Origin of the sequence: Enhydrobacter aerosaccus, from assembly GCF_900167455.1 — a bacterium.
GTDB classification, from domain to species: Bacteria; Pseudomonadota; Alphaproteobacteria; order Reyranellales; family Reyranellaceae; genus Reyranella; species Reyranella aerosaccus.
The window spans coordinates 1,425,797-1,451,218 of record NZ_FUWJ01000001.1; the positions used below are offsets into that span (position 1 = coordinate 1,425,797).

General features: G+C 64.9%; 28 protein-coding genes and 2 tRNA genes. 16 read left to right on the forward strand and 14 right to left on the reverse strand.

Annotation, left to right across the window (positions count from 1 at the left end):
* Nucleotides 1–224 precede the first annotated feature (224 nt).
* The 4 genes from B5D62_RS06695 to B5D62_RS06710 form a co-directional block, all read right to left on the reverse strand.
* A complete protein-coding gene (locus B5D62_RS06695) occupies nt 225–2,906 on the reverse strand; it encodes a valine--tRNA ligase (RefSeq protein ID WP_085932992.1) in 2,682 nt (893 codons plus the stop codon).
* A gap of 67 nt (nt 2,907–2,973) precedes the next feature.
* On the reverse strand, nt 2,974–3,522 hold the full coding sequence (locus B5D62_RS06700; RefSeq protein ID WP_085932993.1) for a DUF2497 domain-containing protein: 549 nt from the start codon (nt 3,520–3,522) through the stop codon (nt 2,974–2,976).
* On the reverse strand, nt 3,519–4,922 hold the full coding sequence (locus B5D62_RS06705; RefSeq protein WP_170920808.1) for a TolC family outer membrane protein: 1,404 nt from the start codon (nt 4,920–4,922) through the stop codon (nt 3,519–3,521). The genes B5D62_RS06700 and B5D62_RS06705 overlap by 4 nt, the downstream gene beginning before the upstream one ends.
* Before the next feature lie 84 nt (nt 4,923–5,006).
* On the reverse strand, nt 5,007–5,666 hold the full coding sequence (locus B5D62_RS06710) for a protein-L-isoaspartate O-methyltransferase family protein (protein ID WP_085932995.1): 660 nt from the start codon (nt 5,664–5,666) through the stop codon (nt 5,007–5,009).
* A 127-nt stretch (nt 5,667–5,793) separates the two neighbouring features.
* On the opposite strand from B5D62_RS06710, the gene B5D62_RS06715 reads away from it, so the two are divergent.
* From B5D62_RS06715 to B5D62_RS06755, 9 genes are all read left to right on the forward strand, one after another.
* Nucleotides 5,794–5,867 (forward strand) — tRNA-Cys (locus B5D62_RS06715).
* A 95-nt stretch (nt 5,868–5,962) separates the two neighbouring features.
* Nucleotides 5,963–6,037: transfer RNA gene (locus B5D62_RS06720), tRNA-Asn, on the forward strand.
* 179 nt (nt 6,038–6,216) lie between these two features.
* Complete coding sequence (locus B5D62_RS06725) at nt 6,217–6,831, forward strand: NUDIX domain-containing protein (protein ID WP_085932996.1); 615 nt, start codon at nt 6,217–6,219, stop codon at nt 6,829–6,831.
* A gap of 75 nt (nt 6,832–6,906) precedes the next feature.
* The gene (locus tag B5D62_RS06730) at nt 6,907–7,908 is read left to right on the forward strand and encodes a cysteine synthase A (protein ID WP_085932997.1); all 1,002 of its coding nucleotides are present in this window, start codon (nt 6,907–6,909) and stop codon (nt 7,906–7,908) included.
* An 8-nt stretch (nt 7,909–7,916) separates the two neighbouring features.
* Nucleotides 7,917–8,831, forward strand: a complete 915-nt coding sequence (locus B5D62_RS06735) for a ribokinase (protein WP_085932998.1) — start codon at nt 7,917–7,919, stop codon at nt 8,829–8,831.
* A 9-nt stretch (nt 8,832–8,840) separates the two neighbouring features.
* Nucleotides 8,841–9,542 (forward strand): alanyl-tRNA editing protein, encoded by a 702-nt coding sequence (locus B5D62_RS06740; RefSeq protein ID WP_085932999.1) that lies wholly within the window; start codon nt 8,841–8,843, stop codon nt 9,540–9,542.
* 62 nt (nt 9,543–9,604) lie between these two features.
* Entirely contained in the window at nt 9,605–10,462 is an 858-nt protein-coding gene (sseA, locus tag B5D62_RS06745; protein WP_085933000.1) for a 3-mercaptopyruvate sulfurtransferase, read from the forward strand.
* Between the two features lie 123 nt (nt 10,463–10,585).
* Nucleotides 10,586–11,779 (forward strand): cystathionine beta-lyase, encoded by a 1,194-nt coding sequence (gene metC / locus B5D62_RS06750; protein ID WP_085933554.1) that lies wholly within the window; start codon nt 10,586–10,588, stop codon nt 11,777–11,779.
* Between the two features lie 13 nt (nt 11,780–11,792).
* On the forward strand, nt 11,793–12,920 hold the full coding sequence (locus B5D62_RS06755) for an enolase C-terminal domain-like protein (protein WP_085933001.1): 1,128 nt from the start codon (nt 11,793–11,795) through the stop codon (nt 12,918–12,920).
* A gap of 5 nt (nt 12,921–12,925) precedes the next feature.
* Here the strand turns inward: B5D62_RS06755 and B5D62_RS06760 are convergent, their stop codons facing one another.
* Nucleotides 12,926–13,432: a Fur family transcriptional regulator gene (locus B5D62_RS06760; RefSeq protein ID WP_231714729.1), complete on the reverse strand. Its 507-nt coding sequence runs from the start codon at nt 13,430–13,432 to the stop codon at nt 12,926–12,928.
* A 54-nt stretch (nt 13,433–13,486) separates the two neighbouring features.
* Here B5D62_RS06760 and hisI point away from each other — a divergent pair, with 54 nt between their 5' ends.
* Together hisI and B5D62_RS06770 are read left to right on the forward strand one after the other, a co-directional pair.
* Nucleotides 13,487–13,897 carry a phosphoribosyl-AMP cyclohydrolase gene (hisI, locus tag B5D62_RS06765; protein ID WP_085933003.1) on the forward strand — a complete coding sequence of 137 codons (411 nt, stop codon included), beginning with the start codon at nt 13,487–13,489 and terminating at the stop codon, nt 13,895–13,897.
* A 1-nt stretch (nt 13,898) separates the two neighbouring features.
* Entirely contained in the window at nt 13,899–14,402 is a 504-nt protein-coding gene (locus tag B5D62_RS06770; protein ID WP_085933004.1) for a hypothetical protein, read from the forward strand.
* A gap of 16 nt (nt 14,403–14,418) precedes the next feature.
* Here the strand turns inward: B5D62_RS06770 and B5D62_RS06775 are convergent, their stop codons facing one another.
* Entirely contained in the window at nt 14,419–15,957 is a 1,539-nt protein-coding gene (locus B5D62_RS06775; RefSeq protein WP_085933005.1) for a M81 family metallopeptidase, read from the reverse strand.
* A gap of 45 nt (nt 15,958–16,002) precedes the next feature.
* Here B5D62_RS06775 and B5D62_RS06780 point away from each other — a divergent pair, with 45 nt between their 5' ends.
* Nucleotides 16,003–16,383: a hypothetical protein gene (locus B5D62_RS06780; protein ID WP_085933006.1), complete on the forward strand. Its 381-nt coding sequence runs from the start codon at nt 16,003–16,005 to the stop codon at nt 16,381–16,383.
* Between the two features lie 3 nt (nt 16,384–16,386).
* On the opposite strand, the gene B5D62_RS06785 is transcribed toward B5D62_RS06780, so the two are convergent.
* The 3 genes from B5D62_RS06785 to B5D62_RS06795 are packed head-to-tail and all read right to left on the reverse strand — an operon-like array spanning nt 16,387 to nt 18,288.
* The gene (locus tag B5D62_RS06785) at nt 16,387–17,277 is read right to left on the reverse strand and encodes an NAD(P)-dependent oxidoreductase (RefSeq protein WP_085933007.1); all 891 of its coding nucleotides are present in this window, start codon (nt 17,275–17,277) and stop codon (nt 16,387–16,389) included.
* A 2-nt stretch (nt 17,278–17,279) separates the two neighbouring features.
* Nucleotides 17,280–17,609 carry a DHCW motif cupin fold protein gene (locus tag B5D62_RS06790; protein WP_085933008.1) on the reverse strand — a complete coding sequence of 110 codons (330 nt, stop codon included), beginning with the start codon at nt 17,607–17,609 and terminating at the stop codon, nt 17,280–17,282.
* 55 nt (nt 17,610–17,664) lie between these two features.
* Nucleotides 17,665–18,288 carry an HAD family hydrolase gene (locus B5D62_RS06795; RefSeq protein ID WP_085933009.1) on the reverse strand — a complete coding sequence of 208 codons (624 nt, stop codon included), beginning with the start codon at nt 18,286–18,288 and terminating at the stop codon, nt 17,665–17,667.
* Nucleotides 18,289–18,312: 24 nt separating this feature from the next.
* Between B5D62_RS06795 and B5D62_RS06800 the strand changes: the two genes are divergently transcribed.
* The gene (locus tag B5D62_RS06800) at nt 18,313–18,864 is read left to right on the forward strand and encodes a GNAT family N-acetyltransferase (RefSeq protein WP_085933010.1); all 552 of its coding nucleotides are present in this window, start codon (nt 18,313–18,315) and stop codon (nt 18,862–18,864) included.
* Nucleotides 18,865–18,874: 10 nt separating this feature from the next.
* Here B5D62_RS06800 and B5D62_RS06805 read toward each other — a convergent pair whose 3' ends face one another.
* Nucleotides 18,875–19,498 carry a TetR/AcrR family transcriptional regulator gene (locus B5D62_RS06805; protein ID WP_085933011.1) on the reverse strand — a complete coding sequence of 208 codons (624 nt, stop codon included), beginning with the start codon at nt 19,496–19,498 and terminating at the stop codon, nt 18,875–18,877.
* A gap of 107 nt (nt 19,499–19,605) precedes the next feature.
* Here B5D62_RS06805 and B5D62_RS06810 point away from each other — a divergent pair, with 107 nt between their 5' ends.
* Nucleotides 19,606–20,544 (forward strand): SDR family NAD(P)-dependent oxidoreductase, encoded by a 939-nt coding sequence (locus B5D62_RS06810; RefSeq protein WP_085933012.1) that lies wholly within the window; start codon nt 19,606–19,608, stop codon nt 20,542–20,544.
* A gap of 51 nt (nt 20,545–20,595) precedes the next feature.
* A complete protein-coding gene (locus B5D62_RS06815; protein ID WP_085933013.1) occupies nt 20,596–21,222 on the forward strand; it encodes a LysE family translocator in 627 nt (208 codons plus the stop codon).
* Here the strand turns inward: B5D62_RS06815 and B5D62_RS06820 are convergent.
* On the reverse strand, nt 21,197–22,132 hold the full coding sequence (locus tag B5D62_RS06820) for a LysR family transcriptional regulator (RefSeq protein WP_218190961.1): 936 nt from the start codon (nt 22,130–22,132) through the stop codon (nt 21,197–21,199). The two genes, B5D62_RS06815 and B5D62_RS06820, sit on opposite strands and share 26 nt — an antisense overlap.
* Before the next feature lie 81 nt (nt 22,133–22,213).
* On the opposite strand from B5D62_RS06820, the gene B5D62_RS06825 reads away from it, so the two are divergent.
* Nucleotides 22,214–23,419 (forward strand): acyl-CoA dehydrogenase family protein, encoded by a 1,206-nt coding sequence (locus tag B5D62_RS06825; protein WP_085933556.1) that lies wholly within the window; start codon nt 22,214–22,216, stop codon nt 23,417–23,419.
* A 37-nt stretch (nt 23,420–23,456) separates the two neighbouring features.
* On the opposite strand, the gene B5D62_RS06830 is transcribed toward B5D62_RS06825, so the two are convergent.
* The 3 genes from B5D62_RS06830 to B5D62_RS06840 are packed head-to-tail and all read right to left on the reverse strand — an operon-like array spanning nt 23,457 to nt 25,235.
* Complete coding sequence (locus B5D62_RS06830) at nt 23,457–23,873, reverse strand: ExbD/TolR family protein (RefSeq protein ID WP_085933014.1); 417 nt, start codon at nt 23,871–23,873, stop codon at nt 23,457–23,459.
* 10 nt (nt 23,874–23,883) lie between these two features.
* A complete protein-coding gene (locus tag B5D62_RS06835) occupies nt 23,884–24,630 on the reverse strand; it encodes a MotA/TolQ/ExbB proton channel family protein (protein ID WP_085933015.1) in 747 nt (248 codons plus the stop codon).
* Nucleotides 24,631–24,641: 11 nt separating this feature from the next.
* Nucleotides 24,642–25,235 carry an energy transducer TonB gene (locus B5D62_RS06840; protein ID WP_139373742.1) on the reverse strand — a complete coding sequence of 198 codons (594 nt, stop codon included), beginning with the start codon at nt 25,233–25,235 and terminating at the stop codon, nt 24,642–24,644.
* Between the last annotated feature and the right edge of the window lie 187 nt (nt 25,236–25,422).

The following is a 25,422-nucleotide window of genomic DNA, read 5'->3' on the forward strand; positions in this document are numbered from 1 at the left end:
CGGAATCGGGCTCTCGGCCCGGAGGACATAGAATGAGGCTCGTCAGCAGGGAGCCTCCTCGATGTGTGAACAAAGCCCTCTAATGCCTTGGCCAACAATACTTTATTTCGACGTTCGGCCGTTGCCGTTTTCGTGGTTCAGGAGATGGCCTTAAGCGGTTGATCCAGATGGAAACCGCTCTCAGCGCGCCGTTTAATTTCCGTTTATTAAACGGACCGCCTCTCTCACGTCGCCAGCCGTTCGAGGGCGGCGCTCAACCGGATCCGGGTCTGCTCGGCCTGGCTGCGCCGCTCGCGCTGTTCCTCGACCACCTCCTCAGGGGCACGCGACACGAAGGCCGCATTGGCGAGCTTGGCGTCGATCTTACCGACCTCGTCGGCCAGCTTCTTGATTTCCTTCTGCAGGCGGACGCTTTCGGCCTTGAGGTCGATCACCTCGCCGACCGGCAAGGCATAGGTCGCCTCGCCCACCACGATCTGCAGGGCGGCCTTGGGAGCGGCCTCCGCTGCCGCGTCGATGCCGTCGACCCGTGCCAGGCGCTCGATCGCGGCCTGGTGGACCTGCAAGCGCTGCTTGGTCGTGCCGTCGGCGCCGACCACCAGTAGCTTGAGCTTGGCGCCAGCCGGCACGTTCAGCTCCGCGCGCGCCGAGCGAATGTCGGAAATCAGTTTCACCAGCCAGCTGATCTCGCCGTCGGCGGCCGCATCGATCGCCGTCGGTGCCGGCCAGGCTTGGCCGATCAGCATGCCGTGTTTCTCTCGATGACCGAGCTTGTCCCACAGTTCCTCGGTGATGAAGGGCATCACCGGATGCAGGAGCTTGATCGTTTCGCGCAGGACGTAGGCGGTCACGGCGCGGGTCTCATCCTTTTCCGCGCCGTCCGGTCCCTGGAGGACCGGCTTGGTGAGTTCGACATACCAGTCGCAGACCACGCCCCAGATGAACTCGTAGAGCGTGTTGGCCGCTTCGTTCAGCCGGAAATCCGCGAGCGCCTTGTCGACCGCGATGTTGGCGCGCGCCAGTTCGCCCAGCATCCACTTGTTCACCGTGAGCGTTGCCGAAGGCAGATCGAAATCGTCCGGCAATGCGGCGCCGTTCATCTCGGCGAAGCGCGTCGCGTTCCACAGCTTGGTCGCGAAATTGCGCGATCCCTCGACGCGTGCCGTTGCCAGGCGCAGACGGCCGGCGGCCGAAGAGGCCAGCGACGCCATGGTGAAGCGCAGTGCGTCGGCGCCATACTTGTCGATCAGTTCCAGGGGATCGATGACGTTCCCCTTGGACTTCGACATCTTCTGGCCCTTCTCGTCGGTGACGAGGCCGTGCAGGTAGACGGTGCGGAACGGCACGTCGCCCATGAAGTGCATGCCCATCATCATCATGCGGGCCACCCAGAAGAACAGGATGTCCCACCCCGTCACCAGAACCGATGTCGGATAGTACTTCTTCAGCGCCTCGGTCTCGTCGGGCCAGCCCAGCGTCGAGAAGGGCCACAGCGCCGAGCTGAACCACGTATCGAGGACGTCGGGATCGCGCTCCAGCGGCACATCCTTGCCGTAGTGCTGGCGGGCCTCGGCCCTCGCCTCGCCTTCCGACGCGGCAACGAAGACCTTGCGGTCCGGTCCGTACCAGGCCGGGATCTGGTGGCCCCACCACAGCTGGCGCGAGACGCACCAGGGCTCGATGTTCTCCATCCAGCGGAAGAAGTCGTCGCGCCCGCGCTCCGGCACGAACGTCACCCGCCCGTCGCGGGCAGCAGCGATCGGCGCCTCGGCCAGCTTCTTCGCGTCGGCATACCATTGCTCGGTCAGGAATGGCTCGACAGGCACGCCGCCGCGGTCGCCATAGGGCACGGCATGCGTGTGCGGCTCGATCTTCTCGAGAAGCCCCTGCTCCTCCATGTCGGCGACGATCTTCTTGCGCGCCTCGAAGCGATCGAGGCCACGATACTTCTCGGGTGCGTTCTCGTTCAGGCGCGCGAACTTGTCGAGCACCGAGATGGCTTCGAGCTTGTGCCGGCGGCCCACTTCGAAGTCGTTGAAATCGTGCGCCGGCGTGATCTTCACCGCGCCCGAGCCCTTCTCCGGGTCGGAATACTCGTCGCCGACGATCGGGATGCGACGGCCAACGAGCGGCAGGATCACGTGCTTGCCGATCAGGTGTTTCCACTTCGGATCGTCGGGATGGACGGCCACGGCCGTGTCGCCGAGCATCGTTTCGGGACGGGTCGTGGCGACGACGATGTGCTCGTCGCTGTTCTCGATCGGATACTTGAAATACCAGAGATGCCCCTTCACCTCGCGCGATTCGACCTCGAGGTCGGAAATCGCGGTCAGCATCTTGGGGTCCCAATTGACCAGCCGGTTGTCCTTGTAGATCAAGCCTTGGCGGTAAAGGTCGACGAACACCTTGACGACCGCCCGCGAAAGCCCCTCGTCCATCGTGAAGCGTTCCCGGCTCCAGTCGCAGGAAGCACCGAGACGCCTCAACTGGCTGGTGATCGTGCCGCCGGAATACGCCTTCCACTCCCAGACCTTGGCCAGGAATTCCTCGCGGTTGAGGAGCTTGCGGTTGCCGTCGCCTCGGTCTGCGCCTTCGATGGCAAGCCCGATCCCTTCCTGCTCGAGGTTGCGCACGACGACCATCTGGGTGGCGATACCGGCGTGGTCCGTCCCCGGCTGCCACAGCACGTCGTCGCCCTTCATGCGGCGCCACCGGATCAGGATGTCCTGCAGCGTATTGTCGAGCGCATGGCCCATATGCAGGCTGCCGGTCACGTTCGGCGGCGGGATGACGATGCAATAGGGCGGCTTGGCCGATTCCGGATGCGCCTTGAAGGCGCCGGACTGCTCCCACTCGGGGTAGCGGCGCGCCTCGATTTCCTTGGGGTCGTAAGTCTTGTCCAGCATCGCTTGCCTTATAACGAAAAACGCCACGGAAGGCCCCGTGGCGTTCGATGGGAATTGGGCCTCGGGATCAGCGGCGCGTCAGGCGCACGATCTCGCGCTCGACGTACCGTTCGACGATCGGCGGCAGGTTCTGATCGAGCCAATCCTTGAGCATGGGGCGCAGCATTTCCTTCACCATCTCCTCGATGGTCTTGCCACCATCGCCCAGCGCCGGTCCCGGACTGGCTGCCATCGGCGGGGGAACGCTGTCCTGGACCGCCTGGTTCAGGCGATCGAAGGCCGAGGACGTGGCACCGGCCACGGAGGAGCCGATCAGGGGTTCGGAAGGCTCGGGATTTGTCTGCGACATGGTCGACGCGCTCACGGACTCGGTGGGAGGGACAGGAATGGGGATCGGTTGGGCTGCAGGCGAGGCCGGCGGCTCCCCGACAAGCTGGGTCAGGATAAGCACGTCCTCCTGCCCGGCACCGGCCGGTGCCGGCGGAAGATCGCCGGCCGGCTGGCTCGGTGGCTCGCCGACCTGCGCTCGGGCCTCGTCGTCGGAGATGATCTTGCGGATGGATGCAAGAATATCGTCCATCGACGGGTCGTTATTGGCGTTTCGCCCTTCGCTCATTTCTTCGTTCCAGAATCACTGGTGCCCAAGCCGATCCAACGGGAACCGACTTCGTCATAGTACTTCTCCTCGTCGTAATATTCGACGGGCAATCCCAGGGTACGGGCGGTCAGGCGGCCGATGCCGGCCAGCACACCATAGAAGCTGATCTGCGTATCATGGCGCGCCTGAAGCAGGTTCACCTGGGAATTCAGCAATTCCTGTTCGGCGTTCAGGACGTCCAGGGTCGTACGCGAGCCGACCAGGGCTTCCTGCCGCACGCCGTTCAAGGCGACTTCGTTGGCGCGCACCTGCGCCTCGAAGGAAACCACGCGGGACCGGGCGGAATCGAGGTTGCGCCAGGCGCGGATCACATTTTCAGCCGCCGTGCGGCGAGCGCTGTCGAGCTCGTTGCGGCGCTGGCCGACCAGCTGCTTGGCCTGGCGTACCTGCGACCATTCACTGCCGTTCTGGTAGATCGGCACCGTGGCCTGCAGCCGGACGCCGTATTGATAGTAGCGGTCGCCCGGATACAGGTAATCGAACTGCTGCTGGATGAAGCCGACGAGATTGACCTGGGGCAGCAGGTTGCCGACCGCGCTGTTGACGCCGTAGCGGGCCGCCGTGATGCGATGCTGTGCGGTGACAGAGCGTGGCGCGTAATCCATGGCCAGCGCCACGCACTCGTCCTCGCTCGCCGGCAGCGCACCGATCAACGGGAGATCGGCGATCTTACCGGGCTTCAGCCCGATGTAGTGCTGGAACGCCGCCTCGTCGATGCGGACCTGCGCCTGCGCCTGCACCAGATCGGCCTTGGCCTGTTCGAGTCGGGCCTCGGCCTGCGAGACGTCGGTGATGGTCAGCTCGCCGACGCGGAAGCGCTCGCGCGTGGCATCGAGCTGCTCCACCAGCACACGCACATTGTTGCGCCGGGCATCGACGATGCCGATGTCCTGCAGCAGATCGGCATAGGACTGGACCGAGGCCAGCATGGCGCTCTCTTCGGTATCCGCGAGCGCCGCGCGTTGTGCCTGGATATTGGCCTGGGCTGCCTTGGTATCGGCCACTGTCCTGCCGCCGCGGAACAGAGGCTGCGTGGCCGTCAGGGTCGTGAAGCGACCGTTCAGCGGCCGCAGCGCCCAGGCGCTCTGCGGCGTTTGCTGGAAGTCGTATTCGATCTTGTTCTGCTCATAGGCGAGCGTGACCTTGGGACGCCAGTTGGCCACGGCCTGGGCCAAGCCTTCATCGGTCTGCCGCAGCAAGGCCCGTCCCGCCAACAGGTCCGGATTGCTGTTGTAGGTGCTGGAAAGCGCCTCGATCAGGCTTTGCGCCGACGCGCCCGGAGTGCCCGCGAGGCAACCGACCATCAGCGCGCACACCGCCGCGACGCTTGTGTGCTTCAAAGCCAGCCGCTTACGCATCGAGTACCCCATCTTCCAAGCAACCCTAACACCGGTCGGACGGACATCAATAGTCCTCCGGCGTCCGTCGATGCGGCGCTGCGCTCAGAAGGCAAAGCGCGGCGGCGGAGCGAAGCCCGGCAGAAGGGGCGTGCCCGCATCGAACAAGGGGCGACCGGAAGTGACGCCGCCCTCTTTCACAACGAGGTGAGCCACACCATGTGCAGCCGACGCGCTCGCAATGACCGTGCCCAGACGGCCGCCTTCGGCCAGTTGATCCAGGATCGCCTTGGGAATCTCGCGAACCGCGCCCTCGATCAGGATGACGTCGTAGGGGGCCGAAGTCGGTGCGCCCTGCTCCATCTTCCCCGTGACGATCTGGATGTTGTCGATGCCCAATTGCTTGATGGTCTGCTCGGCCGAACCAGCCAAGGTGGGATCGCCTTCGACCGCCGTCACGCTCTTTACCAGCCGCGCCAGCAGGGCGGCGCCGTAGCCGGGGCCCGAGGCCACGACCAGGGCCTTGTCGGTGGCGCTCGGCTGGAGGGTCTGGATCAGACGGGCCAGAACCATGGGCTCCATCAGATAGCGCCCGCCTCCCAGCGGCACGTCGTCGTCGGCATAAGCCACCGACTTCACGGCATCCGGCAGGAACCGTTCGCGCGGCAGGTCGGCGATGACCGATAGCAGCAGGTCGTTCGTGACACGATTTGGCCTGAGCTGTCCGTCGATCATGTTGCGACGCGCGACCGAGAAATCCGTCATTGGCTGGACCCCAAAATGTTGTGTCGCTTATAGGCGGGGGCGCGGGAGACCGTCAAAGGGTGCGAAGTCGCGGTCCAGCTTGACCGCTCCCGCAGCCGACGCGTATAGCAGCCCCGGTTCTGCGGCCGGCCTGGTGGCAGAGTGGCTATGTAGCGGACTGCAAATCCGTCAATGCCGGTTCGATTCCGGCCCAGGCCTCCACGCGGCATGTGCAAACGTTCCCCCTTGCATGGGAAGGAACGCTCTGCCAAAAGACCGCGCCTTCGCAGCCGCATACCGCCGGTCGCGACGAATTTTCCGGAGTAGCTCAGCGGTAGAGCAGGCGACTGTTAATCGCCGGGTCGCAGGTTCGAACCCTGCCTCCGGAGCCAGACCGCTACGGCGCGTCCCGAAAGGGACGCGCCGTAGCTCTTGGTGGGGCGCCCATACCATCCGCCGATACCATCCGATCGTTACTGCCGTGTGCAACGCCGCTACCTAGCAGGTCGCCTCGCCACGGTCGCGATCTTGGGTTATCGACCGGCGTCCCCACGCGCCCAGCGGAGTCGCCATGAACCAGTCCGAATTGCCGAACGAAACCGTGGAAGTGGTCCGCAAGGAAGTTGCCTTCCAGGGCTATTTCAAGGTCATACGGTATTTCTTCCGCCACGGGCTGCATCAGGGCGGTCAAAGCAAGGTCATCAGCCGAGAAGTCTTCGAACGCGGTCAGGCTGGTGCTGTCCTTCCCTACGATCCCAAACGCGATGAAGTGGTGCTGATCCGCCAGTTCCGGGCAGGCGCCTTTGTCGCCGGCCACCATCCGTTCACCTGGGAAACCGTGGCGGGAATGCTGGAGGATGGCGAAACGGCGGAGGCCATGGTTCGCCGCGAGGCAGTCGAGGAAGCCGATCTCGCCATCACGGACGTATGGCCGATCCAGAACATGATGCTGACTCCTGGCGCATGCTCGGAAGCATGCCGCCTCTTCCTCGGCCGGGCCGACACGACCAACGCCGGTGGAATTTTCGGTTTGGAGACCGAGGACGAGAACATCTTTGTCAAAGTTCTGCCCTTCTCCGAAGCGCTTGCCATGGTCGAGAGAAACGAGGTCGACAACGCCGTCAGCGTCGTTGCTCTGCTGTGGCTCGCCCTTCATCGCGAGGAAGTGCGCGAGCGTTGGTCCTGACGGTTGCGCGACGGCCCCGACCCTGTCTACGGTCCGGCCGGGAGCGAACGCAGGGTCACAAAGCGAGCATTCATCATGAAAGTCCGGTCTGGTTTCATCGATAGCATCGGCAACACGCCGCTGATCAAGCTCCGAGCGGCATCCGAGGCGACGGGCTGCCAGATCTATGGCAAGGCGGAGTTCCTGAACCCCGGCGGCTCGGTCAAGGACCGCGCGGCGCTCGCGATCATCGAGGATGCCGAGAAGCGCGGGAAGCTGCGACCGGGCGGAGTCATTGTCGAGGGCACGGCCGGAAACACCGGCATCGGCATCAGCCTGGTCGCCAACGCCCGCGGCTATCGCTCCGTGATCGTGATGCCGGAGACGCAAAGCCAGGAGAAGAAGGACATGCTGCGGCTGTGCGGGGCGGACCTGCGCCTCGTGCCCGCCGTCCCCTACTCCAACCCTGACAATTATGTGCGCTACTCCGGCCGACTGGCGGATGAGATGGCGGCCGTGGAACCCAACGGCGCGGTATGGGCCAACCAGTTCGACAATGTTGCCAATCGAGAGGGACACTATCGCACGACCGGTCCCGAAATCTGGGAGCAAACCGACGGCCGGGTCGACGGCTTCACCTGCTCGGTCGGCAGCGGTGGCACGTTGGGCGGCGTGGCGCGGGCGTTGAAGGAACGCAATCCCAATATCAGGATTGCCCTTAGCGATCCGATGGGCTCGGCGCTTTACAGCTGGGTGAAAAGCGGTGAACTCAAGTCGGAAGGCACTTCGATCACCGAAGGCATCGCCAACGGACGCGTCACGGCCAATCTCGAAGGCACGCCCATCGACACGGCCTACCAGATCACCGACGAAGAGGCCCTGCCCGTCCTGTTCGACCTGGTGCAGCACGAGGGGCTGGTGCTGGGCGGGTCGACCGCGATCAACATCGTCGGGGCCATGCGCCTGGCCCGCGAACTCGGACCGGGCAAGATCATCGTCACGATCCTCTGTGACGGCGGGCAGCGCTATCAGTCGAAGCTCTTCAATCCGGCTTTCCTTCGCGAGAAACATCTGCCTGTCCCACCGTGGATGAAGTAGCGCTCGCCATGAGCCGGGTCATCGTCTGCGGGAGCCTCAACATGGATGTCGTCGTGCAGAGTGCGCGGCGACCGGCGGCGGGCGAGACCTTGTTGGGAGCGGAGGTCGCTTTCCTTCCCGGCGGCAAGGGCCTGAACCAGGCCGTGGCCAGTGCGCGGTTGGGGGCGCCGACGTCGCTGATCGGCGCCGTGGGCGATGATTCCTTCGGCAAGGCGCTGCGCAGTTTCCTTGCCGACAACAATGTCGACACGCTCGGGCTTGGCGTCGTCGCCGGCCAGGCTTCCGGCCTCGCCCTCATCCAGGTCGCCGAGGGCGACAACGCGATTACCGTGGCGTCCGGCGCCAATCATCATTTCAGCGCGGCAATGGTCCATGCGACGCCGCAACGCGATGAAGTCTGGATGGCTCAATTCGAGACGCCTCTTGCAGCCACGGATGCCACCATGAGGCAGGCTCGGCAGGCGCAGGCGCGCACGGTTCTCAATCTCGCGCCCTTCCTGGCCCCGCCGCCAGAGCTTCTACAATCGATCGACATCGCAGTGCTGAACGAGATCGAACTGTCACAGGCCGTCGGCGTGGCCCTCGATTCGGCAAGCGCCGAAAGTGCGGTCATCGAAGCCTGTCAGATGCTGCGCGCCCAGGGACCTCGCGCGGTGGTGGCGACGTTGGGTCCGCGCGGCGTTGTCGTCGTCACGAGCGACGGAGCCGTACAGATCCCGGGCTATAGGGTACCCGTAGTGGATACGACCGGCGCCGGCGATTGCTTTGTCGGCGCCCTCGCCGCACGCCTTGCCGACGGCGCGACGCCGTTCGAGGCGGCGCGCTATGGAAATGCGGCGGCCGCCTGTTCCGTTCAGCGGCTGGGAGCAGCGCCATCCATGCCGACCGCCGAGGAAGTTGCAGCCCGATTGGCGAGCGCTTAAAGCAAAGCCATGGTTGAAGAACTCTTTCGTCAAGATGCTTATCTCAGGGAAGCGGATGCAGTCGTAACCGCGCTGGAAGAGCGCGGCGTGCGACTCGATCGCTCGATCTTCTATCCGACCGGCGGCGGCCAGCCGGGCGATACCGGCGTGCTTAAGTGGGATGGAGGTGAGGCCCGCGTCGTCGATACCGTCAAGGCCGACGGCGGCGATATCCTGCACGTGCTCGCTCCGGATTCGGCAAGGCCCGCTGTCGGAACCGCCGTTCATGCCGAACTCGACTGGGATCGCCGCCATCGCCATATGCGCATGCATACGGCGCTCCACGTCATGTCGGCCGTCATCAAGGGCAACGTGACCGGTGGCCAGGTCGGAGCCGACAAGAGTCGTCTCGACTTCAATCTCGAGGGCGAGGTCCCGACCAAGGAATGGGTGACTGAAGAGATCAACAAGCTTCTCGCCGCCGATCGCCCGGTCACGGCGCAGTGGATCACCGACGAAGAACTCAATGCCCGGCCGGAGCTCGTGAAGACGATGAGCGTGCGGCCGCCGGTTGGAGCCGGAAAGGTCCGGTTGCTGTCGATCGAGGGTGTGGATCTTCAGGCCTGCGGTGGCACACATGTCGCTCGCACAGCCGAAATCGGCCGCGTGGAATGCGTGAAGGTCGAGAACAAGGGGAAGATGAACCGGCGCTTCATCATCTCGCTGCCGTAGGGAGCGCCCGCTACCCAATATCCGCGCCGGCCTTGCGCCGTGCACCAAGAGGAAAGAAGCCGATGCCGTACACACGCCCCGACGCTCTCGTCAGCACCGAGTGGCTTGCCACCCATCTCGATGCGCCAGATGTGCGCATCGTCGATGGGTCGTTCTATCTTCCGGCGCAGAAGCGCGACCCGAAGGCGGAGTTCGCAGCCCAGCACATTCCGGGCGCCGTCTTCTTCGATATCGATGAAATCGCCGATACGTCGAGCTCCTTGCCGCACATGCTGCCCCCACCGGAGAAGTTCTCGTCGCGGGTCCGCAAGCTAGGCCTGGGCGATGGCAACAAGATCGTCGTCTACGATACGACACCGATGACGGGCGCGGCCCGCGTCTGGTGGATGTTCCGGGCCATGGGGCACAAGGATGTCGCCATCCTCGACGGCGGCCTGCCGAAATGGATGGCCGAGGGACGCCCGGTGACGGACGACCCCACGCCGCCGCGCGATCGCCATTTCACCGCGCGTCTCGACAATACTCTGGTCCGCTCGATCGACGACGTGCGCGAGTTGATCAACAACAAGCGCGAGCAGATCGTCGATGCCCGCGCCGCCAACCGCTTTCGCGGCGAAGTACCAGAGCCGCGGGCCGGCTTGCGCAGCGGCCACATGCCAGGGGCGCTCAACCTCCCCTATGTCGAGCTGATCGATCCCAAGACCGGCACCATGCTGCCCGCTGCGCAGCTGTCCGAGCGCATCGCGGCGGCCGGCATCGATCCGGCCCGGAAAGTGACGGCGAGTTGCGGTTCGGGCGTGACCGCCTGCGTCGTGGCACTTGGCCTGTACCTGACCGGAGCCCCCGAAGCCGCTGTCTACGACGGGTCGTGGACCGAATGGGGTGGCCGCGAAGACACGCCGATTGTCACCGGTGCCTGAGCTTTTCGGTCACCTGCCGAGCCACGTCGTCCACCGCGAAGCGAAAGAGCTGCAGGAGCGGCAAGCACTGGCCGCAGCTCTATCGCTGGCCGCCGGCTTGAGGCCTATGCCATAGTGCAGATCATGACCGCGAAGAAAACTTATACCAACCCCGACACCCTTTTGGCCGTCGCCGGCCGCGATCCCGACAACAATTTCGGCATCGTCAATCCGCCCGTCTATCACGCCTCGACCATCCTCTCTCCGACGATGGACAAGTTCGAGAACCGAATCCCCTTCGAGGGCTTCGGTTACGGCCGCAACGGCACGCCGACTCAGAAGGCGCTCGAGGATGCCGTCGGAGCGATCGAAGGTGCCCATCGCGCCATCGCCGTCCAGTCGGGTCTCGCTGCCGTCACGGGAGCCATCGTCGGCTTCCTGAAGGCTGGCGACCACATGCTGATGACCGACAATGCCTACGGCCCGGCGCGTCGGTTCGCCAATACGACGCTGAAGGGCTTCGGTGTCGAGACGACCTTCTTCGATCCCATGATCGGTACCGGCATCGAGACGCTGATCCGACCCAACACGAAGGTGGTCTATCTCGAGGCTCCCGGCTCGCAGACCTTCGAGGTGCAGGACGTCACCGGGATCGCCGCCGTCGCCAAGAAGCATGGCGCCGCGGTCATCATCGACAACACCTGGGCGACTCCGCTCTACTTCAAGCCGTTCGAGCACGGCTGCGACATCTCCGTCCACGCCGGCACGAAGTACATCGTCGGCCACTCGGACGCGATGATGGGCATTATTTCCTGCGCGACCCGGCAGATGTTCGAGATCGCCAAGACGGCCTGTCAGAGCTTCGGCTTCCATGCGGCGCCGGACGACTCCTATCTGGCCCTGCGCGGCCTGCGCACCATGGCGGTCCGGCTGCGGCATCACGAGAAGAGCGGCCTGCACATCGCCAACTGGCTGAAAGGCCGTCCCGAGATTGACAAGGTGCTGCATCCCGCCCTGCCCGACTGTCCCGGTCACGACAACTGGAAGCGGTTGTTCACGGGTGCCTCCGGCTTGTTCTCCTTCACGCTGCGCGACGGTTATAGCCGCAATGCGCTGGCGGCGATGATGGACGGCATGGACATCTTCGGCATGGGCGCCAGCTGGGGCGGCTATGAGAGCCTGATGATCCCGGCCCATCCGGACCAGTACCGGACCGCGGTTCCCTGGCCGGCTGGCAAGCACCTAGTGCGTGTCCATATCGGCCTCGAGGACGTCGAGGACCTGAAGGCGGACCTGGCCGAGGGCTTCGAGAGGCTGAACCGGGCGCACAACGCCTAGCGGAAAGGCGCGCATGCGGATCGTCTCGATTCGGGAACGGACGATCGACATCTCGCGCTACGCCGATCCGAGCATTCCATCCGGCGGCCTCACGACCAGCATCGTCGCCATGACGACCGACGTCGTGAGGAACGGCAGGCCAGTCGTGGGCTTCGGCTTCTCCTCGATCGGACGATTCGGGCAAGGCGGCCTGATCGGGGAACGCTTCGCGCCCCGCCTCCTGGCCGCCGGCGACGTCGATCCACTCCAGGCCTGGAGTGCGATGATGAAAGGCGAGAAAGCCGGCGGACACGGTGAACGCTGCGTCGCCGTCGGCACGCTCGACATGGCTCTGTGGGACGCGGCGGCAAAGATCGCGGACCTGCCGCTCCATGCCTTCTTGCGGCAGACCTTCGGCGATCGCGCCGATCCTCTCGCCGTCCCCGTTTACGCCAGCGGCGGCTACCTCTATCCCGAGAACGATCTGACCAGACTGAAGGACGAACTGCAGGCCTTTAAGGATCGCGGCTATCGGCGCGCCAAAATCAAGATCGGTGCGACGAGCCTCGACCAGGACCTCAAACGAATCGACATCGCCGTCGGGCTATTCCCGGACCGTCACACCCTCGCCGTCGATGCGATGAACGTCTATGACCGGTCCGCAGCGCTTGCCACGGCCCATGCGCTTCTGCCGTACCGATTGATGTGGTTCGAGGATCCCTGCGATCCACTCGACTTCGAGAGCCAGGCGGCGGTGACGGCGGTGTACGCCGAACCGGTCGCGTCCGGCGAAGCGCTATTTTCGGACGCCGAGGCCAAGCTGCTGGATCGTCATGGCGGCCTTCGCCGGGATCGTGACATTCTCTTGTTCGATCCTGTCCATTGCTACGGAGTGCCCGGATATCTGCGGATCATCGAGGCGATGGAAGGCCGTGGCTGGAGCCGGTCGGCCTTCTGGCCGCACGGCGGTCACCTGTTCAGCCTTCATCTGGCAAGCGCGCTCGGTCTCGGCGGTACCGAAGTCAATCCATCGAGCTTTCAGCCTTTCGGCGGCCTCGACGACAATGCCGTCCTTGAGGCAGGCAGTGCCGTACCGCCTGACGCTCCCGGCATCGGCTTCGAAAGCCGCCCGCCTCTCTTCGACCTGTTCCGACGCCTGTAGAGGTTTCAGTTCTGGCGGCGGCACTCGCCGCAGAGACCCGTGACTTCCAGCGTCATGTCCCGCGGGACAAAGCCCCGACGGCTGGCGCTGCTTGTGATCGCTTCGGCAACGCTGTCGCTGTCGAGTTCTTCGGCATTGCCGCATTGATTGCAGATCAGGAAGAACCCGCGATGGGTCTCGCCCGGGTGGCTGCATCCCACGAAGGCATTCATCTTCTCGATCCGGTGGATCAGCCCGTTCTCGATCAGGAAATCGAGGGCACGGTAGATTGTCGGCGGTGCCGAGCCGAGGTCCTCGCTGCGCAATTCATCGAGCAGAGCATAGGCGCCGACCGGCTTGTGGCTCGACCAGACCAGTTCCAGCACGCGGCGCCGCAAGGGAGTGAAGCGCAGCCCCTTCTGCGCGCACAGCCTCTCCGCTGCCGAGAGAGCATCCTCGACGCAGTGACGATGATCGTGGCCATTGTTGGCGGGGGCTTTGGCCGGCTTCTTCACGCAGTCCCGATTTGCCAAGCGAGAATGCGGAGATTATACGCCCCATTCCTCTTCGAGGCCAAGGTACCCGATATGTCCCAGCCGACCACCTATCCGCAGGCCGCGATCGACAAGGTACTGGCCGTCATCCAGTTCGATGCTCAGGGGCTGGTTCCAGCCATCGCGCAGCAGCACGGCACAGGCGAAATCCTGATGATGGCCTGGATGGACCGCAATGCCGTGATCGAAACGATGCGGACCGGCCGCGTCTGCTATTGGTCGCGGTCGCGCAAGGCGCCCTGGCGCAAGGGCGATACCTCCGGTCACATCCAGACCCTGATCGATCTGCGCGTCGACTGCGATGGCGACACGTTGCTGGTCGAAGTCGATCAGACTGGCGTTGCCTGCCACACAGGCCGACATAACTGCTTCTTCCGGGCGATCCGAAACGGCGAACTCGAGGTCATCGCGCCAGTCGAGATCGAGATGACGGGAAAGGACTGACTTGACCCAGCGTCGTCTTGCGCGCCGTGCGTTTCTCGGCGCGGCGTTCATCCTTCCCGTCGGCGCCTGCTCGAAGTCGAGCTGGAACAATCCGCTGTCGGCCCTGATGCCGTACAAGCCTTTCACCTTGTCCGAGCGGGGCGACCGCATGGTGCGGTGGCTGTACTACAGCGGCAAGGAAGCCATGCTGGCGCCTGACGCGCTTTCGCTGATGGGGCTCGAGAATGGCGGACGCTACATCCCTGTGAAGCAGCTCGCCGAGGACGGACCCGACGGGCGTTATGTCATCAGCCTCGTCAACATCCGCAAGATCCACGAGTTCGTCCTGCATCGACGACGCGGTGATCTTCTGATCATTCACCAGTGCGATACGGCATTCAGGCGCGAAATGTCGGTCCGCTTTCCGCGCGACGGCAAGCCGACCGTCATCACCGATACGAGCGTCGCCGAAGCCGACTTCCAGGAGCAGCTCGCCTTCTGGTTCGCGCGCATGCCAGCGCGATAGACGCGCCGCCGGCGGATCAATCGTCGCCAGCGGCGCCTTCCCAAACCGGACCCATTGGATTCAGTCGGATACCCTTGCGCAAATGCTTGTAGGGCATCTCGACCGGATCGGTGATGTGCGCGCCTGGAGAACGCACGACCAGAATCGTCTCGGCAATGGGCTGGAAGTCGGCGCGGAAGTGCACCGTCGATTTCAGGCCAAGGATCGGCACCTTCGAGGGTTCGATGCCGACATGCCGGAACATCTCCTGATCGGCCGCCTGAATGCGCCGGGAGGCGAGCACCACTGAAACGCCGCTGGCTTCGTCGGTCACGAGCGCCATTGGCCCGATCTGGAACTTGGCGCCGCCATAGAACGGGCCGGTGCCGCTAAAGACGCCATCGGCGGTCCTCACCACGCGCCATTCCGCTACAATGGGCTTCTCGCCGGCATAACCGACGGCCGCGCCGATGCCCCGCCGCATGACGTTGCCCTCCCCTGTCTCGAGGGCGGCGCGCGCGGCGCCTTCATCGACGATCATGCCGATCACGGCGCCCTTTGCCTTGTGCCGCATCAAGGCGGCCAGAAGACCGACCGTATCGGACGTGCCGCCGGCGCCGGGATTGTCCTGCACATCGGCCAGCACGATCGGCTTGGTGGCGTTCTTCGCGAGGTCGAGCGCCCGCAACGCTGCCGCGTCGGGATCGAGCATCTCGCCGGCGAAGGCTGCCTCCTGCGCCTTGACGGCCTGGACAAGCTTGTCGGCGGCGGCCTCCACCGCCTCCCGGTCATGGCCATAGACGACGAGGGCCGGTCCGCACTGGGCGATGTCGGACGGTGGGAACCCCGGCGTGTGCGTCACGCTGACGATACCCTGGTTATGACTCTTCTCGCCCGCCTCGAGTTCGCCGACGAGATCGAAAATGCTCTTCGCCGGCTCGATGAACGTGCACTGCCAGACCAGCGGAATCAGGAAGTCGACCTGGCGATACGCGCAGTGCACGGGCCGCTTTTCTCTCAGGAGCTTGTCGAGCAGGTCCGCCGCGCGCGTTCCGGTCGCGGCCATGTCGATATGCGGATAGGTGCGGTAGCCCACGAGTGCTGTCGCCAGCGTCGCCATGTCGGACGTCAAATTGGCGTGATAGTCGAGGCTCGCCACGATCGGCAGATCCTTGCCGACTATGGCGCGTATGCGGCGCAAGAGCTCCCCCTCGCCGTCCTGCGTGTGTTCGGCCACCATGGCCCCGTGCAGATCGAGATAGATCGCGTCAAACGGTCCCTGCGCGCGCAACCCGGCCTCGAGCAGGGTCCACATGCGCTCGTAGGCGTCTTCAGTGACGTAGGACGCGGGCGGTGCGGCGGCCCAGGCCAACGGCACCAGCTCATGCCCGAGCTCAGTCAGGCGCTGGACCGCGCCGGCGATCGGGATATTGAAACCTTCGACGCCGCCGATCAGTTCGGGCCCGCGCAGCAGGGGCGGCCAGGCATCGGCCCGCTCGAAGTCGGCCCACGTCGCTTGCTGCGGCGCAAAGGTATTGGTCTCGTGCTGGAATCCCGCGACGGCGATACGCGCCATAAAACTCCCCTTCTCCTACGCTTATGATGGCACCATATCATCGCCATGCGCAGAGTCCCGCCTCTCCTGCTCCTGGCGTTCGCCTCGGCCTGCTCGTTGCCCGAAACGCGCTGGGAGAAGCCGGGCGCAGACGAGAAGGCGACAGCGAACGATCTGGCGGATTGTCGGCGGGCAGCGCGGCAGGAAGCCTTTCAGGCCTGGCCCTTCTTCACTTATGGACCGCCCTACTGGGGATTCCCGTCATGGGGCTGGGGATCGCCCTGGGGATTTCCGTACTGGGGTCAGTACGACAGCAGCCGGTTCTACACGGAGAACAGGCTGACCGATTTCTGCATGCGCAACAAAGGCTACCAGCTCGTCACCATCGCGCCGCCCCAGACGAGAGCAGCGACGCCACCTGCGGCGCCTCAAACGACGGACAAATGAACGTCAGCTCTTCTTGCCGGTCGCGTCTTCGATCGCCTTGATCAGCACCGGCCAGTATTCGGCGTCGTAGCCAAGGTCCCTGGCGCGCTCCATCAATTCCCGCGCCACGTCGGCGCCCAGTGCCGGCACGCCCTTTTCCTCGGCCATCTCGATCGCGTAGCTCAAGTCCTTGAGAGCATAGACCGTCGAGAAGGCACGCTCGGGAAAGACACCCGGCAACATGGCCTTCATGCCGTGGTTGCGCAGCGCAAAGGAATCGGCCGAGCCCTTGGTCAAGGTCTCGAACAGGACCTTGCCATCGACACCATGGGCACGCGCGATGCTCAGCGCTTCCGCCAGAGCGACCCCGGTCTGGAACAGGATCATGTTGTTCAGGATCTTGACCGCCTGACCCGCGCCCGCCTCGCCGCAGTGCGTCACCTCGCTTGCCATATGACGCAGCAACGGCTCGATGCGCGCGAAGGTCTCCGGCGTTGCACCGACCATGATCGACAAGGTGCCGTCGATCGCGGCCTGTCGCGTGCGCGCCACGGGTGCATCGGCGAAGGCGGTCGCCCGGCCCTCGAACTCGGCATAGAGACGGCGCGCCAGCGAGACCGGCGCCGTGCTGAGATCGATCACGGTCCAGCCCAGCTTGACCTTCGACACCAGTCCGTTCGGACCGAGACAGACCTGCTCGACTTCCTTGCCGCCGGGCAGTGACAGAAAGATGGTCCGGCAGGTTTCGGCGATCTCGTCGACTGAAGCGCTCTTCACGCCATCGGCGGCGAGCCGCTCCAGCGGAGCCGTGTCGCGGTCCGCCGCCAGTACCGGCAGGCCGCTCTTGCGAGCCAGGTTGCGGCACATCGGCTCTCCCATCGTGCCGACGCCGATGAATCCGATCTGGTCCGTCATGGTCAATCCACGATGAAGAGCTTGGCGCCGACATCCGTCCGCGAACGATGGCCGAGCGTATTGTCGGCCACTTGATAGCTTTGCCCCTGCTTCAGCACGACCGTCCGCCCGTCCGCCAGTTCGGTCCTAAGCTCGCCTTCCAGCACCAGCAGCACATGGCCTTTCTGGCACCAGTGGTCGGCCAGGTAGCCCGGCGTGTACTCGACGATCCGGACCCGGATGTTGTTGAAATTGCGGGTGCGCCAGTAGGCCTTGCCGGTCTCTCCGGCATGTTCCGTGCGCTCCACATCGTCCCAGTTAGTCGTCCCGAAGGGAATATCGAACATCAGCATGACGCTGCTTCTAGCACAATTTGCACCGGGCGATATGCGGCATGGCGCAGGTCGATCAGCGCCAGTCGGCAAGTGCCCGGCCGAGACTGTCCGGGCCGCGATAGAGCATCGCCCGCCAGCCGCACATGCGGGCCGCATCGACATTGGCGGCCCGGTCGTCGACGAACAGGATCGACTGCGCGACGGTCACGCCCATGCGAGCCTGGGCGTTGGTGAAGAAGACGCGGTCCGGCTTGCAGACGCCCAGCGCGGCCGAATAGATGATCTCGTCGAAATGCGCCCCAAGGCCGGCCGCATCGCGCAGGTAGGCGATGCGATGGTGTTCCTGGTTGGAGGCAATGAAACATCGGCCGCCTGTCCGCTCGCGCCAGGCATCGGCCATCTCCAGCACCTGCCGGTCGATCACCGCGTCCTTCTCGAACCAGTAGGCCACGAACTCCTCCAGCCGGTCGGCCAGTCCCTTCGACTCGAAATACCCGTGCAGGGCGACATAGAGATCGAGCCGGCCACGCAGAACCTCGAGGAATTCGGGCTTCAGGAAGAACTCGGGCGCGAGTTCGTCGTCGTGGCTGAGCCCCCAGTCTTCTTGCAGCGTCGCATACCAGGGCCGCGGCGATCCTGGCTGGGCGAGTGAAACGACACCATCGATGTCGAGCACGAGAACGGGGTTCGCGGACATGCGCCCCGATGCTACAGCAACCAGATGGAGCTGGTAGTCCCTTCCCTGGAATATCTCGACGGCTATGTCGCTGCGCTGCAGCGCGGCTGGTCGGCCGACAATGTGCGCCTCGAAACGGCGGCCCGCGAGGAACTGGCTGCGATCACCGCCGATCCTGACGCTTTCGTCGCTTTGCTCGACAACCGCGAGGCCAAGGGCGATCCCATTTCCCTGCCGGACGGCTCCAAGGCGCCACGTCTGCCCGGTATCCGGCGCTGGATGTGGGATGGCGAGTTCTGCGGCTCGATCGGCTTCCGTTGGCAACCTGGCACCGCTGCCCTGCCGTCCCATGTTCTGGGCCATATCGGCTATGCAGTGGTGCCGTGGAAGCGGCAGCGTGGTTACGCCACGCGGGCGCTCGCCCTGATGCTGGACGAAGCGAGGCGCGAAGGCCTGCCCTATGTCGAACTCACGACCGATCCCGACAACGATCCGTCGCAGAAGGTCATCCAGGCCAATGGTGGCGTGTTCGTCGAGCGCTTCAGCTCGGCCGCTTACGGCAAGGACGAGTTGCGCTTTCGCATCCCCCTCGCCTAGGGCCCCTCGCCTAGGGATCGCCGCCCGTCCGCACCACGGTTTCGACCACGGCCGCCAGCATCGCCATGCCACGCGACTTCAGCGCGCGGGGTGTGTCGCCCTCGCCGATCTGGCCCTCGAGCACGAGGGTGATGAAGCCGTGGATCGAGGCCCAGGTGAAGTCGACCATGCGCTGCTTGACCTCGGCCGGCGCTTTGGGAATGACGGCGCCGACGGCTGCCACGACGAGATGGTAGGCGGCCTTGGCCGCGGCGAACAGGTTCGGTGTCTCGAAGCGGTTGGCCTCGCGGCTGAACATGAGCTGGAACAGCACCGGGTTGGCGGCGGCAAAGGCCATGTAGCCGACGCCATGCGCCACCAGACGAGCGGCCGCATTGTCGGCGACCCTTTGGGCTTCCGACTCCATCGCGGCCGTGAGTTCCTGGTAGCCGCGAGTCGCGATCTCGGCCAGGAGATCGTCCAGCGACGCGAAATGATGGGCCGGGGCGGCATGGGAGACCGACGCCCGACGGGCACACTCGCGCAGCGTGAAACCGCGTATGCCCCGTTCCTCGAGCAACCGGCGACCGGCTGATACCAGCGCCTCGCGCAGTTCGCCGTGGTGATAAGGCTTCGACGATTGTGGCCGAACCATGAGGCCATCGGCCACGGGGCCGTGTGGCTGTCAAGGTCTGCAAATGTAACTTGCCAGCGTCTAGTTTATGCTATCAAATCTAGTCATTGTCAAAATTGGAGGTCGCCATGTCGGAAGCATCTCCTCGAAATCCGGGTCGCCGTCGCATCCTGGGATCGGCCACCGTCAGCGCCACGGCCGGGCTCGCCGTCGGTCTCGCGGCCGGTGTCAGCCTCGCCTTACCGCCCAAGTCACCCCCGCTTCCACCCCGGCCCGGCCTGCGCCGCTTCGAGCGCAAGGTCGTTGCGATCACCGGCGCAACATCCGGCATCGGGCGGGCCGCGGCCATCGCCTTTGCCGCCGAGGGCGGCAAGGTCGCCTTCTGTGGTCGACGCACCGAACTCGGTGCCGAGGTCGAGCGCTCGATCAAAGAGGCTGGCGGCGAGGCGCTGTATATCAAGGCGGATGTCCTCATCGAGGACGAGGTCAAGGCCTTCATCGACAAGACGGTGGCCGCCTACGGCGCCCTCAACGTCGCCTTCAACAATGCCGGCGTCACCGTCGAGAAGCCGCTGCACGAATACAGTTCGGAGGAATGGGACCGCGTCAACAACACCAACCTGCGCGGTGTGTTCCTCGCCATGAAATACGAGATCCCCCACCTGCTGGCCGCGGGCGGCGGCACGATCGTGGTCACCTCGTCCTCGAACGCCATCTCGACGCAGGCGAAGCGCTCCGCCTATACCGCGAGCAAGCGCGGCCTGGTCGGGCTGGTACAGTCCGCCGCACTGGACTATGCGCAGCAGGGCATCCGCATCAATGCGCTGATCCCGGGGACCACCGACACAGACTTCCTGCGCAAGGCCGCCGGCATGGAGGACGTTCCGGACGCCGTCTGGCGGGTCGGCCTCAACCAGTGGGTCCGCAGCAACGTTCCGGGGATCGGTCGCCTGGCGACGCCGGAGGAAGTCGCCGCCTTCGCGCTCACCCTCGCATCGGACGAACATCCGTTCATGACCGGCGCCCAGATGGTGCTCGACGGCGGCAAGACGGCAAAATCGGGCTGACCCGTCGCGCCCGTTGTGGCTTGATCCTCCTCCTCAGTCGGGAGGAAAGAGATGGCGTTCGAGACTTGGCTGGCCTTCGCGGCGGCTTCCACGATCCTGGTCCTCATCCCGGGGCCGACGGTGCTCCTGGTCGTTTCCTATGCGCTGGGCCAGGGCTGGCGGACGGCGCTTCCCATGGCGATCGGTGTCGCCCTCGGCGATTTCACCGCAATGACCTTGTCGATGCTGGGTCTCGGTGCCCTGCTGGCCGCATCGGCGACGTTGTTCACGATCCTTAAATGGATCGGCGGCGCCTATCTCGTGTGGCTCGGCATCAAGCTTTGGCGGGCCGGTGGTGCCCTGAATGCCACGCCCCGCTCGGATGCGGCGTCGGGCGCCAAGATGCTGGGCCACGCCTGGCTGGTCACTGCCCTGAATCCCAAGAGCATCACCTTCTTTGTCGCCTTCCTGCCCGCCTTCCTCGATGCCGAGGCCGATTTCCTGACGCAGATGCTGATCTTCGAGGCGACGTTCCTGTTCCTGGCTTTCGCCAACGCCTTTTCCTATGCGCTGGTCGCCAGCAAGGCCCGGCGCTTCGTCGCCAATCCGCGCGCCATCGGCATCGTCAACAAGACCGGCGGCACCCTGCTCGTCGGAGCGGGCGTGGCGACGATCACTTTGGCCGGTTCGCGGAGCTGAGGAGTTTGCGGCGCAGCGCCAGCAGCATTTCCCCACGCAGCCAGAGATTGGCCGGATCGGCGTCCATGGTCTCGTGCCAATACAGATAGACGTCGAGCGTCGGCATCGCGATCGGCATGGGATGGAGTCGCGTCTTGGTGGCCGTACTGAGCAGTCCGGCGTGGCGTTCGGGCATGGTGAGCACCAGGTCGCTCTGTTCGACGACCCGGAAGGCAGCGGCATAGCTTCGGCAGCGCAACCGCACGCGGCGGTGTTTGCCGAGCTGCCCCAAGGCCAGATCTTCGGGCGCCGGCCCTTGCCGGCGTGATGTCACCATGACGTGCTGCAGGTCGAGGTAACGCGCAAGCGTCAACCGCTTGCCGACGGCCGGATGTCCTCGGCGCGCGACGACGACAAAGCCGTCGGATCCGACCTTCTGGCGGCGGACGCGATCGGAGAGCGGCAGCGGTACGTCGATCGCGACGTCGAGCGTTCCATCGGCCAGGGCCTCTTCCAGGTTCCGGCGGCGGGCCTGAATCGAACGAACCTCGACGTGCGGCGCCGTGCTCTCGAGCCGGCGCGCCAGTTTCGGCAGAACGACCAGTTCCATGGGATCGCGCATGGCGACCGTGAACGTCGCCGCCGTCTGCCGAGGATCGAAACGACCTCCAACGGCCAGCACCCCGGACACCGTATTGAGAGCGGTCCGCAGTGGTCCGCCCAGGCTGCGCGTCAGGGCGGTCGGCACCAGCGTCCGGCCCCGCCGCACGAACAGCGGATCACCGAACAGATCCCTCAGCCGCGCCAGGGCATGGCTGATGGTGGGCTGCGTAAGGTTGAGCTTGCGGGCGGCATGCCCGACGCCGCCTTCGGCGATGATGGTGTCCAGCACCACCAGCAGATTGAGGTCGATGCGCGATAGATTGATCATGTCGATGAATTATCATGCATATCATTCAATTTTCCAATGTACTCGATGGGCATATGGAATGGCGGAGCACAGGAGTTCGCCATGTATTTCGCCCCCAACGCCAAGGTCGCCGCCCTGCAGGAGAAGCTGCAGGCCTTCATGGATCGCCATATCTATCCCAACGAAGCGCGCTATGCGGCCGAGGTGGAGTCCGGCGATCGCTGGAAGCCGTCGGTTGTCATGGAAGAATTGAAAGCCAAGGCGCGTGAGCAAGGGCTGTGGAACCTATTCCTCGCCCACTCCAAGAACGGTCCGGGGCTGACCAACCTCGAATATGCCCCGCTTTGCGAGATCATGGGCCGCTCGCCCATCGCCCCCGAAGCGTTCAACTGCGCCGCGCCCGATACCGGCAACATGGAGACCATCGACCAGTACGGGACGGAGGAGCAGAAGGCGCAATGGCTGAAGCCCCTGCTCGAGGGCCGTATCCGCTCCTGCTTCGCCATGACCGAACCGGCGGTCGCCTCCTCGGATGCCACCAACATCGAGAGCAGCATCGTGCGCGATGGCGATGACTATGTGATCAACGGCCGCAAGTGGTGGACGACCGGCGCCCCCGACCCGCGCTGCAAGATCGCGATCTTCATGGGCAAGACCGATCCGCGCCATCCAGATCGCTATCGCCAGCAGTCGATGGTGCTGGTTCCGATGGAGACGCCGGGCGTCAAGGTCGTTCGACCGCTCACCGTGTTCGGCTACGACGATGCGCCGAACGGCCACGCCGAGGTGCTGTTCGACAACGTCCGCGTGCCCCGCTCGAATATCCTGCTCGGTGAAGGCCGCGGGTTCGAGATCGCGCAGGGCCGATTGGGACCGGGCCGCATCCACCACTGCATGCGGTCGATCGGCATGGCCGAACGGGCCCTGGAGGACATGTGCCGCCGCGCCAAGAGCCGCGTTGCCTTCGGCAAGCCGCTGTCCGAGCAGGGCGTGACGCTCGAGCGCATCGCCGAGGCGCGTATCGCGATCGAGCAGGCCCGCCTCCTGGTCTTCAAGGCCGCCTACATGATGGATACCGTGGGCAACAAGGTGGCGCGCGCCGAGATCGCCATGATCAAGGTGGCGGTGCCCAACATGCTGACCCGCGTTGTCGACATGTCGATGCAGCTGCACGGGGCGGCTGGCATGTCGGACGATTTCGGCCTGGCGAAGGTCTATGCCGGGGCACGGTCGCTGCGCTTCGCTGACGGTCCCGATGAGGTCCATCGGGCGCAAATCGCGCGCCTCGAGCTCAAGAAGTACAACTGAAGGAAAGTCGGGCGGCCGCGCGGCCGCCCGGCAACTTCTACTTTGCCGGTTCCGAAACGAAGGCGACCTTGCTGAGACCGGCCTTGGCGGCGTCGGCCAGCATCTCGGCGACATAGCGGTAAGGTACGTTCTGGTCGGCGCGCAGGAAGATTTCCGGCTGCGGCCGCTTCTGCCCTTCCTGCGTGAAGCGCGTGGCGGCATCCTCGCGCGTCAGCCGTTCGCCGTTCCAGAACAGGCTGCCGTTGGCGTCGATCGCGAACTCCACCTTGTCCGGCTTCTGCACTTCGGGGTTTGACGTCGCCTTGGGAAGGTCGAGCGGCACCGCGTGCGTCAGCAACGGTGCCGTGACGATGAAGATCACCAGCAGCACCAGGACGACGTCGATCAACGGCACCATGTTGATCTCGGCCATGGGTTGCGAGGAGGATTTGCGGTCGAGGCTGCCGAAGGCCATGGCGTCTCTCCTACTGGACCGCGGTCAGCGAAACGTTGCCGGGCTTGACGGCGCGGCCCTGCGACGAGGCCTGCAGCGCCCGCCCCATCAGCAGGAAGGTCAGCAGTTCGAAGGCAAAGGCGTCGAGCTTCGCCGACAGCACGCGATTGGAGCGCGTCAGCCAGTTGAAGCCCATGACGGCGGGCAGCGCCACGGCAAGGCCGATGCCTGTCATGATCAGGGCTTCGCCGACCGGGCCCGCAACCTTGTCGAGGGAACCGGATCCAGTCAGTCCGATCGCCACCAGGGCGTGGTAGACGCCCCACACCGTGCCGAACAGGCCGACGAAGGGCGCGGTGGCGCCAATAGTCGCCAGCACCGTGAGCCCGTTCTCGAGCGAGGTCGTCTCCTCGTCGAGCACCTTCTTGATGGTCCGGGTCAGGAACTCCTGCTGACTGCCCGCCTCCTCCAACTTAGCCCCGCCGAACTTCTCATGGTGGGCCTGCGCATGAAGGGAATGTGCCGTGAGATGGCCGAAGGGCTCGTGCACGCCGTGCGTGGTCAGCTCGTTCTGCACCGCTTCGAGGGAACTGGCGCTCCAGAAGAAATTCAGGAAGCGCCGGCTGCGGCTCGACCGGATGCTCTGGCTGATCCCCTTCATGATGATCAGGTACCAGGATATCGCCGACATCAGGACCAGGATCACCAACAGGCAGCGGATGACCAGATCCGAATCGGCCAGGAAGTGGGCAAAGCCCAAGGCTTGTGTGTCACCCATGCGGACCTCTGCTACTTCAACGAGAATGTGACGGGAACCAGAACCCACACCGCCTGCGGCACGCCGCCCTCGCTGTAGGGACGAAACTGCGCCGCGCGAACCGCACTGATGGCCGACTCGTCGAGCGCCGGAAAGCCGGAGGACGTCTGCAACGACACCTGGCCGGGCCGACCGGCCGGATCGATCAGGACGCGGATCATCACCGTGCCTTGTTCGTTGTCGCGGACCGACCGCCTCGGATAGACCGGTGCGGGTCTCACGAGAAACGCCACCTGCGATACGCCCACCGTCTTAGGGGCGGCCGCGGCGGTCGCCGGTCCCGGCTGGCTCTGGCTGGCCGCCGGCGCACTCGCCTCCTGCGCAGGCTGCGCGGGCTTGGGGCTCGGATGCACCGGTGCCGGCTTGGGAGCGGGCGTCGGCGGCTTCGGCTTGGGTTGCGGCGGCGGCGGTGGCGGCGCCTGCACCGGGAAGACCGGCGGCGGCAGATCGGGCGGCGGCGGCTGGATGATGGAGTTCATCTCCGGTTGCATGTCCGGCGGCGGCGTGTCGTCCGGCGGTGCGACGCTCACCTGCGTATCGGGCGCGGCCGACTCATCGGCAACCATGCGCACCTCCATCGGAGACGCCTCCCCTGCCATCAACTTTGGCGTGGGGATCTCCGTCAGCGCCCACCCACAACCGACATGAAAGAAAACCACAAGCGCCAGCAACCCGCTACGAGCCGCCGGCGAGAGCGGTTCGCGCTGGTAGGGTAGTTCGTCATCGTAACACGATAACGTAACAGATGGCTCG

Excerpts from the sequence above, each read along its gene's own strand:
- B5D62_RS06740 (WP_085932999.1), top strand. The coding sequence starts at position 8,841 with ATGGTTGAAGAACTCTTTCGTCAAGATGCTTATCTCAGGGAAGCGGAT.
- B5D62_RS06825 (WP_085933556.1), top strand. The coding sequence starts at position 22,214 with ATGTATTTCGCCCCCAACGCCAAGGTCGCCGCCCTGCAGGAGAAGCTG.
- hisI (WP_085933003.1), top strand. The coding sequence starts at position 13,487 with ATGTCCCAGCCGACCACCTATCCGCAGGCCGCGATCGACAAGGTACTG.
- B5D62_RS06790 (WP_085933008.1), bottom strand. The coding sequence starts at position 17,609 with ATGCTGATGTTCGATATTCCCTTCGGGACGACTAACTGGGACGATGTG.
- B5D62_RS06705 (WP_170920808.1), bottom strand. The coding sequence starts at position 4,922 with ATGCGTAAGCGGCTGGCTTTGAAGCACACAAGCGTCGCGGCGGTGTGC.
- B5D62_RS06805 (WP_085933011.1), bottom strand. The coding sequence starts at position 19,498 with ATGGTTCGGCCACAATCGTCGAAGCCTTATCACCACGGCGAACTGCGC.
- metC (WP_085933554.1), top strand. The coding sequence starts at position 10,586 with ATGACCGCGAAGAAAACTTATACCAACCCCGACACCCTTTTGGCCGTC.
- B5D62_RS06835 (WP_085933015.1), bottom strand. The coding sequence starts at position 24,630 with ATGGGTGACACACAAGCCTTGGGCTTTGCCCACTTCCTGGCCGATTCG.
- B5D62_RS06755 (WP_085933001.1), top strand. The coding sequence starts at position 11,793 with ATGCGGATCGTCTCGATTCGGGAACGGACGATCGACATCTCGCGCTAC.
- B5D62_RS06815 (WP_085933013.1), top strand. The coding sequence starts at position 20,596 with ATGGCGTTCGAGACTTGGCTGGCCTTCGCGGCGGCTTCCACGATCCTG.
- B5D62_RS06810 (WP_085933012.1), top strand. The coding sequence starts at position 19,606 with ATGTCGGAAGCATCTCCTCGAAATCCGGGTCGCCGTCGCATCCTGGGA.
- B5D62_RS06710 (WP_085932995.1), bottom strand. The coding sequence starts at position 5,666 with ATGACGGATTTCTCGGTCGCGCGTCGCAACATGATCGACGGACAGCTC.
- B5D62_RS06795 (WP_085933009.1), bottom strand. The coding sequence starts at position 18,288 with ATGTCCGCGAACCCCGTTCTCGTGCTCGACATCGATGGTGTCGTTTCA.
- B5D62_RS06775 (WP_085933005.1), bottom strand. The coding sequence starts at position 15,957 with ATGGCGCGTATCGCCGTCGCGGGATTCCAGCACGAGACCAATACCTTT.
- B5D62_RS06700 (WP_085932993.1), bottom strand. The coding sequence starts at position 3,522 with ATGAGCGAAGGGCGAAACGCCAATAACGACCCGTCGATGGACGATATT.
- B5D62_RS06840 (WP_139373742.1), bottom strand. The coding sequence starts at position 25,235 with ATGGTTGCCGATGAGTCGGCCGCGCCCGATACGCAGGTGAGCGTCGCA.
- B5D62_RS06730 (WP_085932997.1), top strand. The coding sequence starts at position 6,907 with ATGAAAGTCCGGTCTGGTTTCATCGATAGCATCGGCAACACGCCGCTG.
- B5D62_RS06780 (WP_085933006.1), top strand. The coding sequence starts at position 16,003 with ATGCGCAGAGTCCCGCCTCTCCTGCTCCTGGCGTTCGCCTCGGCCTGC.
- B5D62_RS06725 (WP_085932996.1), top strand. The coding sequence starts at position 6,217 with ATGAACCAGTCCGAATTGCCGAACGAAACCGTGGAAGTGGTCCGCAAG.
- B5D62_RS06695 (WP_085932992.1), bottom strand. The coding sequence starts at position 2,906 with ATGCTGGACAAGACTTACGACCCCAAGGAAATCGAGGCGCGCCGCTAC.
- B5D62_RS06735 (WP_085932998.1), top strand. The coding sequence starts at position 7,917 with ATGAGCCGGGTCATCGTCTGCGGGAGCCTCAACATGGATGTCGTCGTG.
- B5D62_RS06830 (WP_085933014.1), bottom strand. The coding sequence starts at position 23,873 with ATGGCCTTCGGCAGCCTCGACCGCAAATCCTCCTCGCAACCCATGGCC.
- B5D62_RS06785 (WP_085933007.1), bottom strand. The coding sequence starts at position 17,277 with ATGACGGACCAGATCGGATTCATCGGCGTCGGCACGATGGGAGAGCCG.
- sseA (WP_085933000.1), top strand. The coding sequence starts at position 9,605 with ATGCCGTACACACGCCCCGACGCTCTCGTCAGCACCGAGTGGCTTGCC.
- B5D62_RS06820 (WP_218190961.1), bottom strand. The coding sequence starts at position 22,132 with ATGATCAATCTATCGCGCATCGACCTCAATCTGCTGGTGGTGCTGGAC.
- B5D62_RS06800 (WP_085933010.1), top strand. The coding sequence starts at position 18,313 with ATGGAGCTGGTAGTCCCTTCCCTGGAATATCTCGACGGCTATGTCGCT.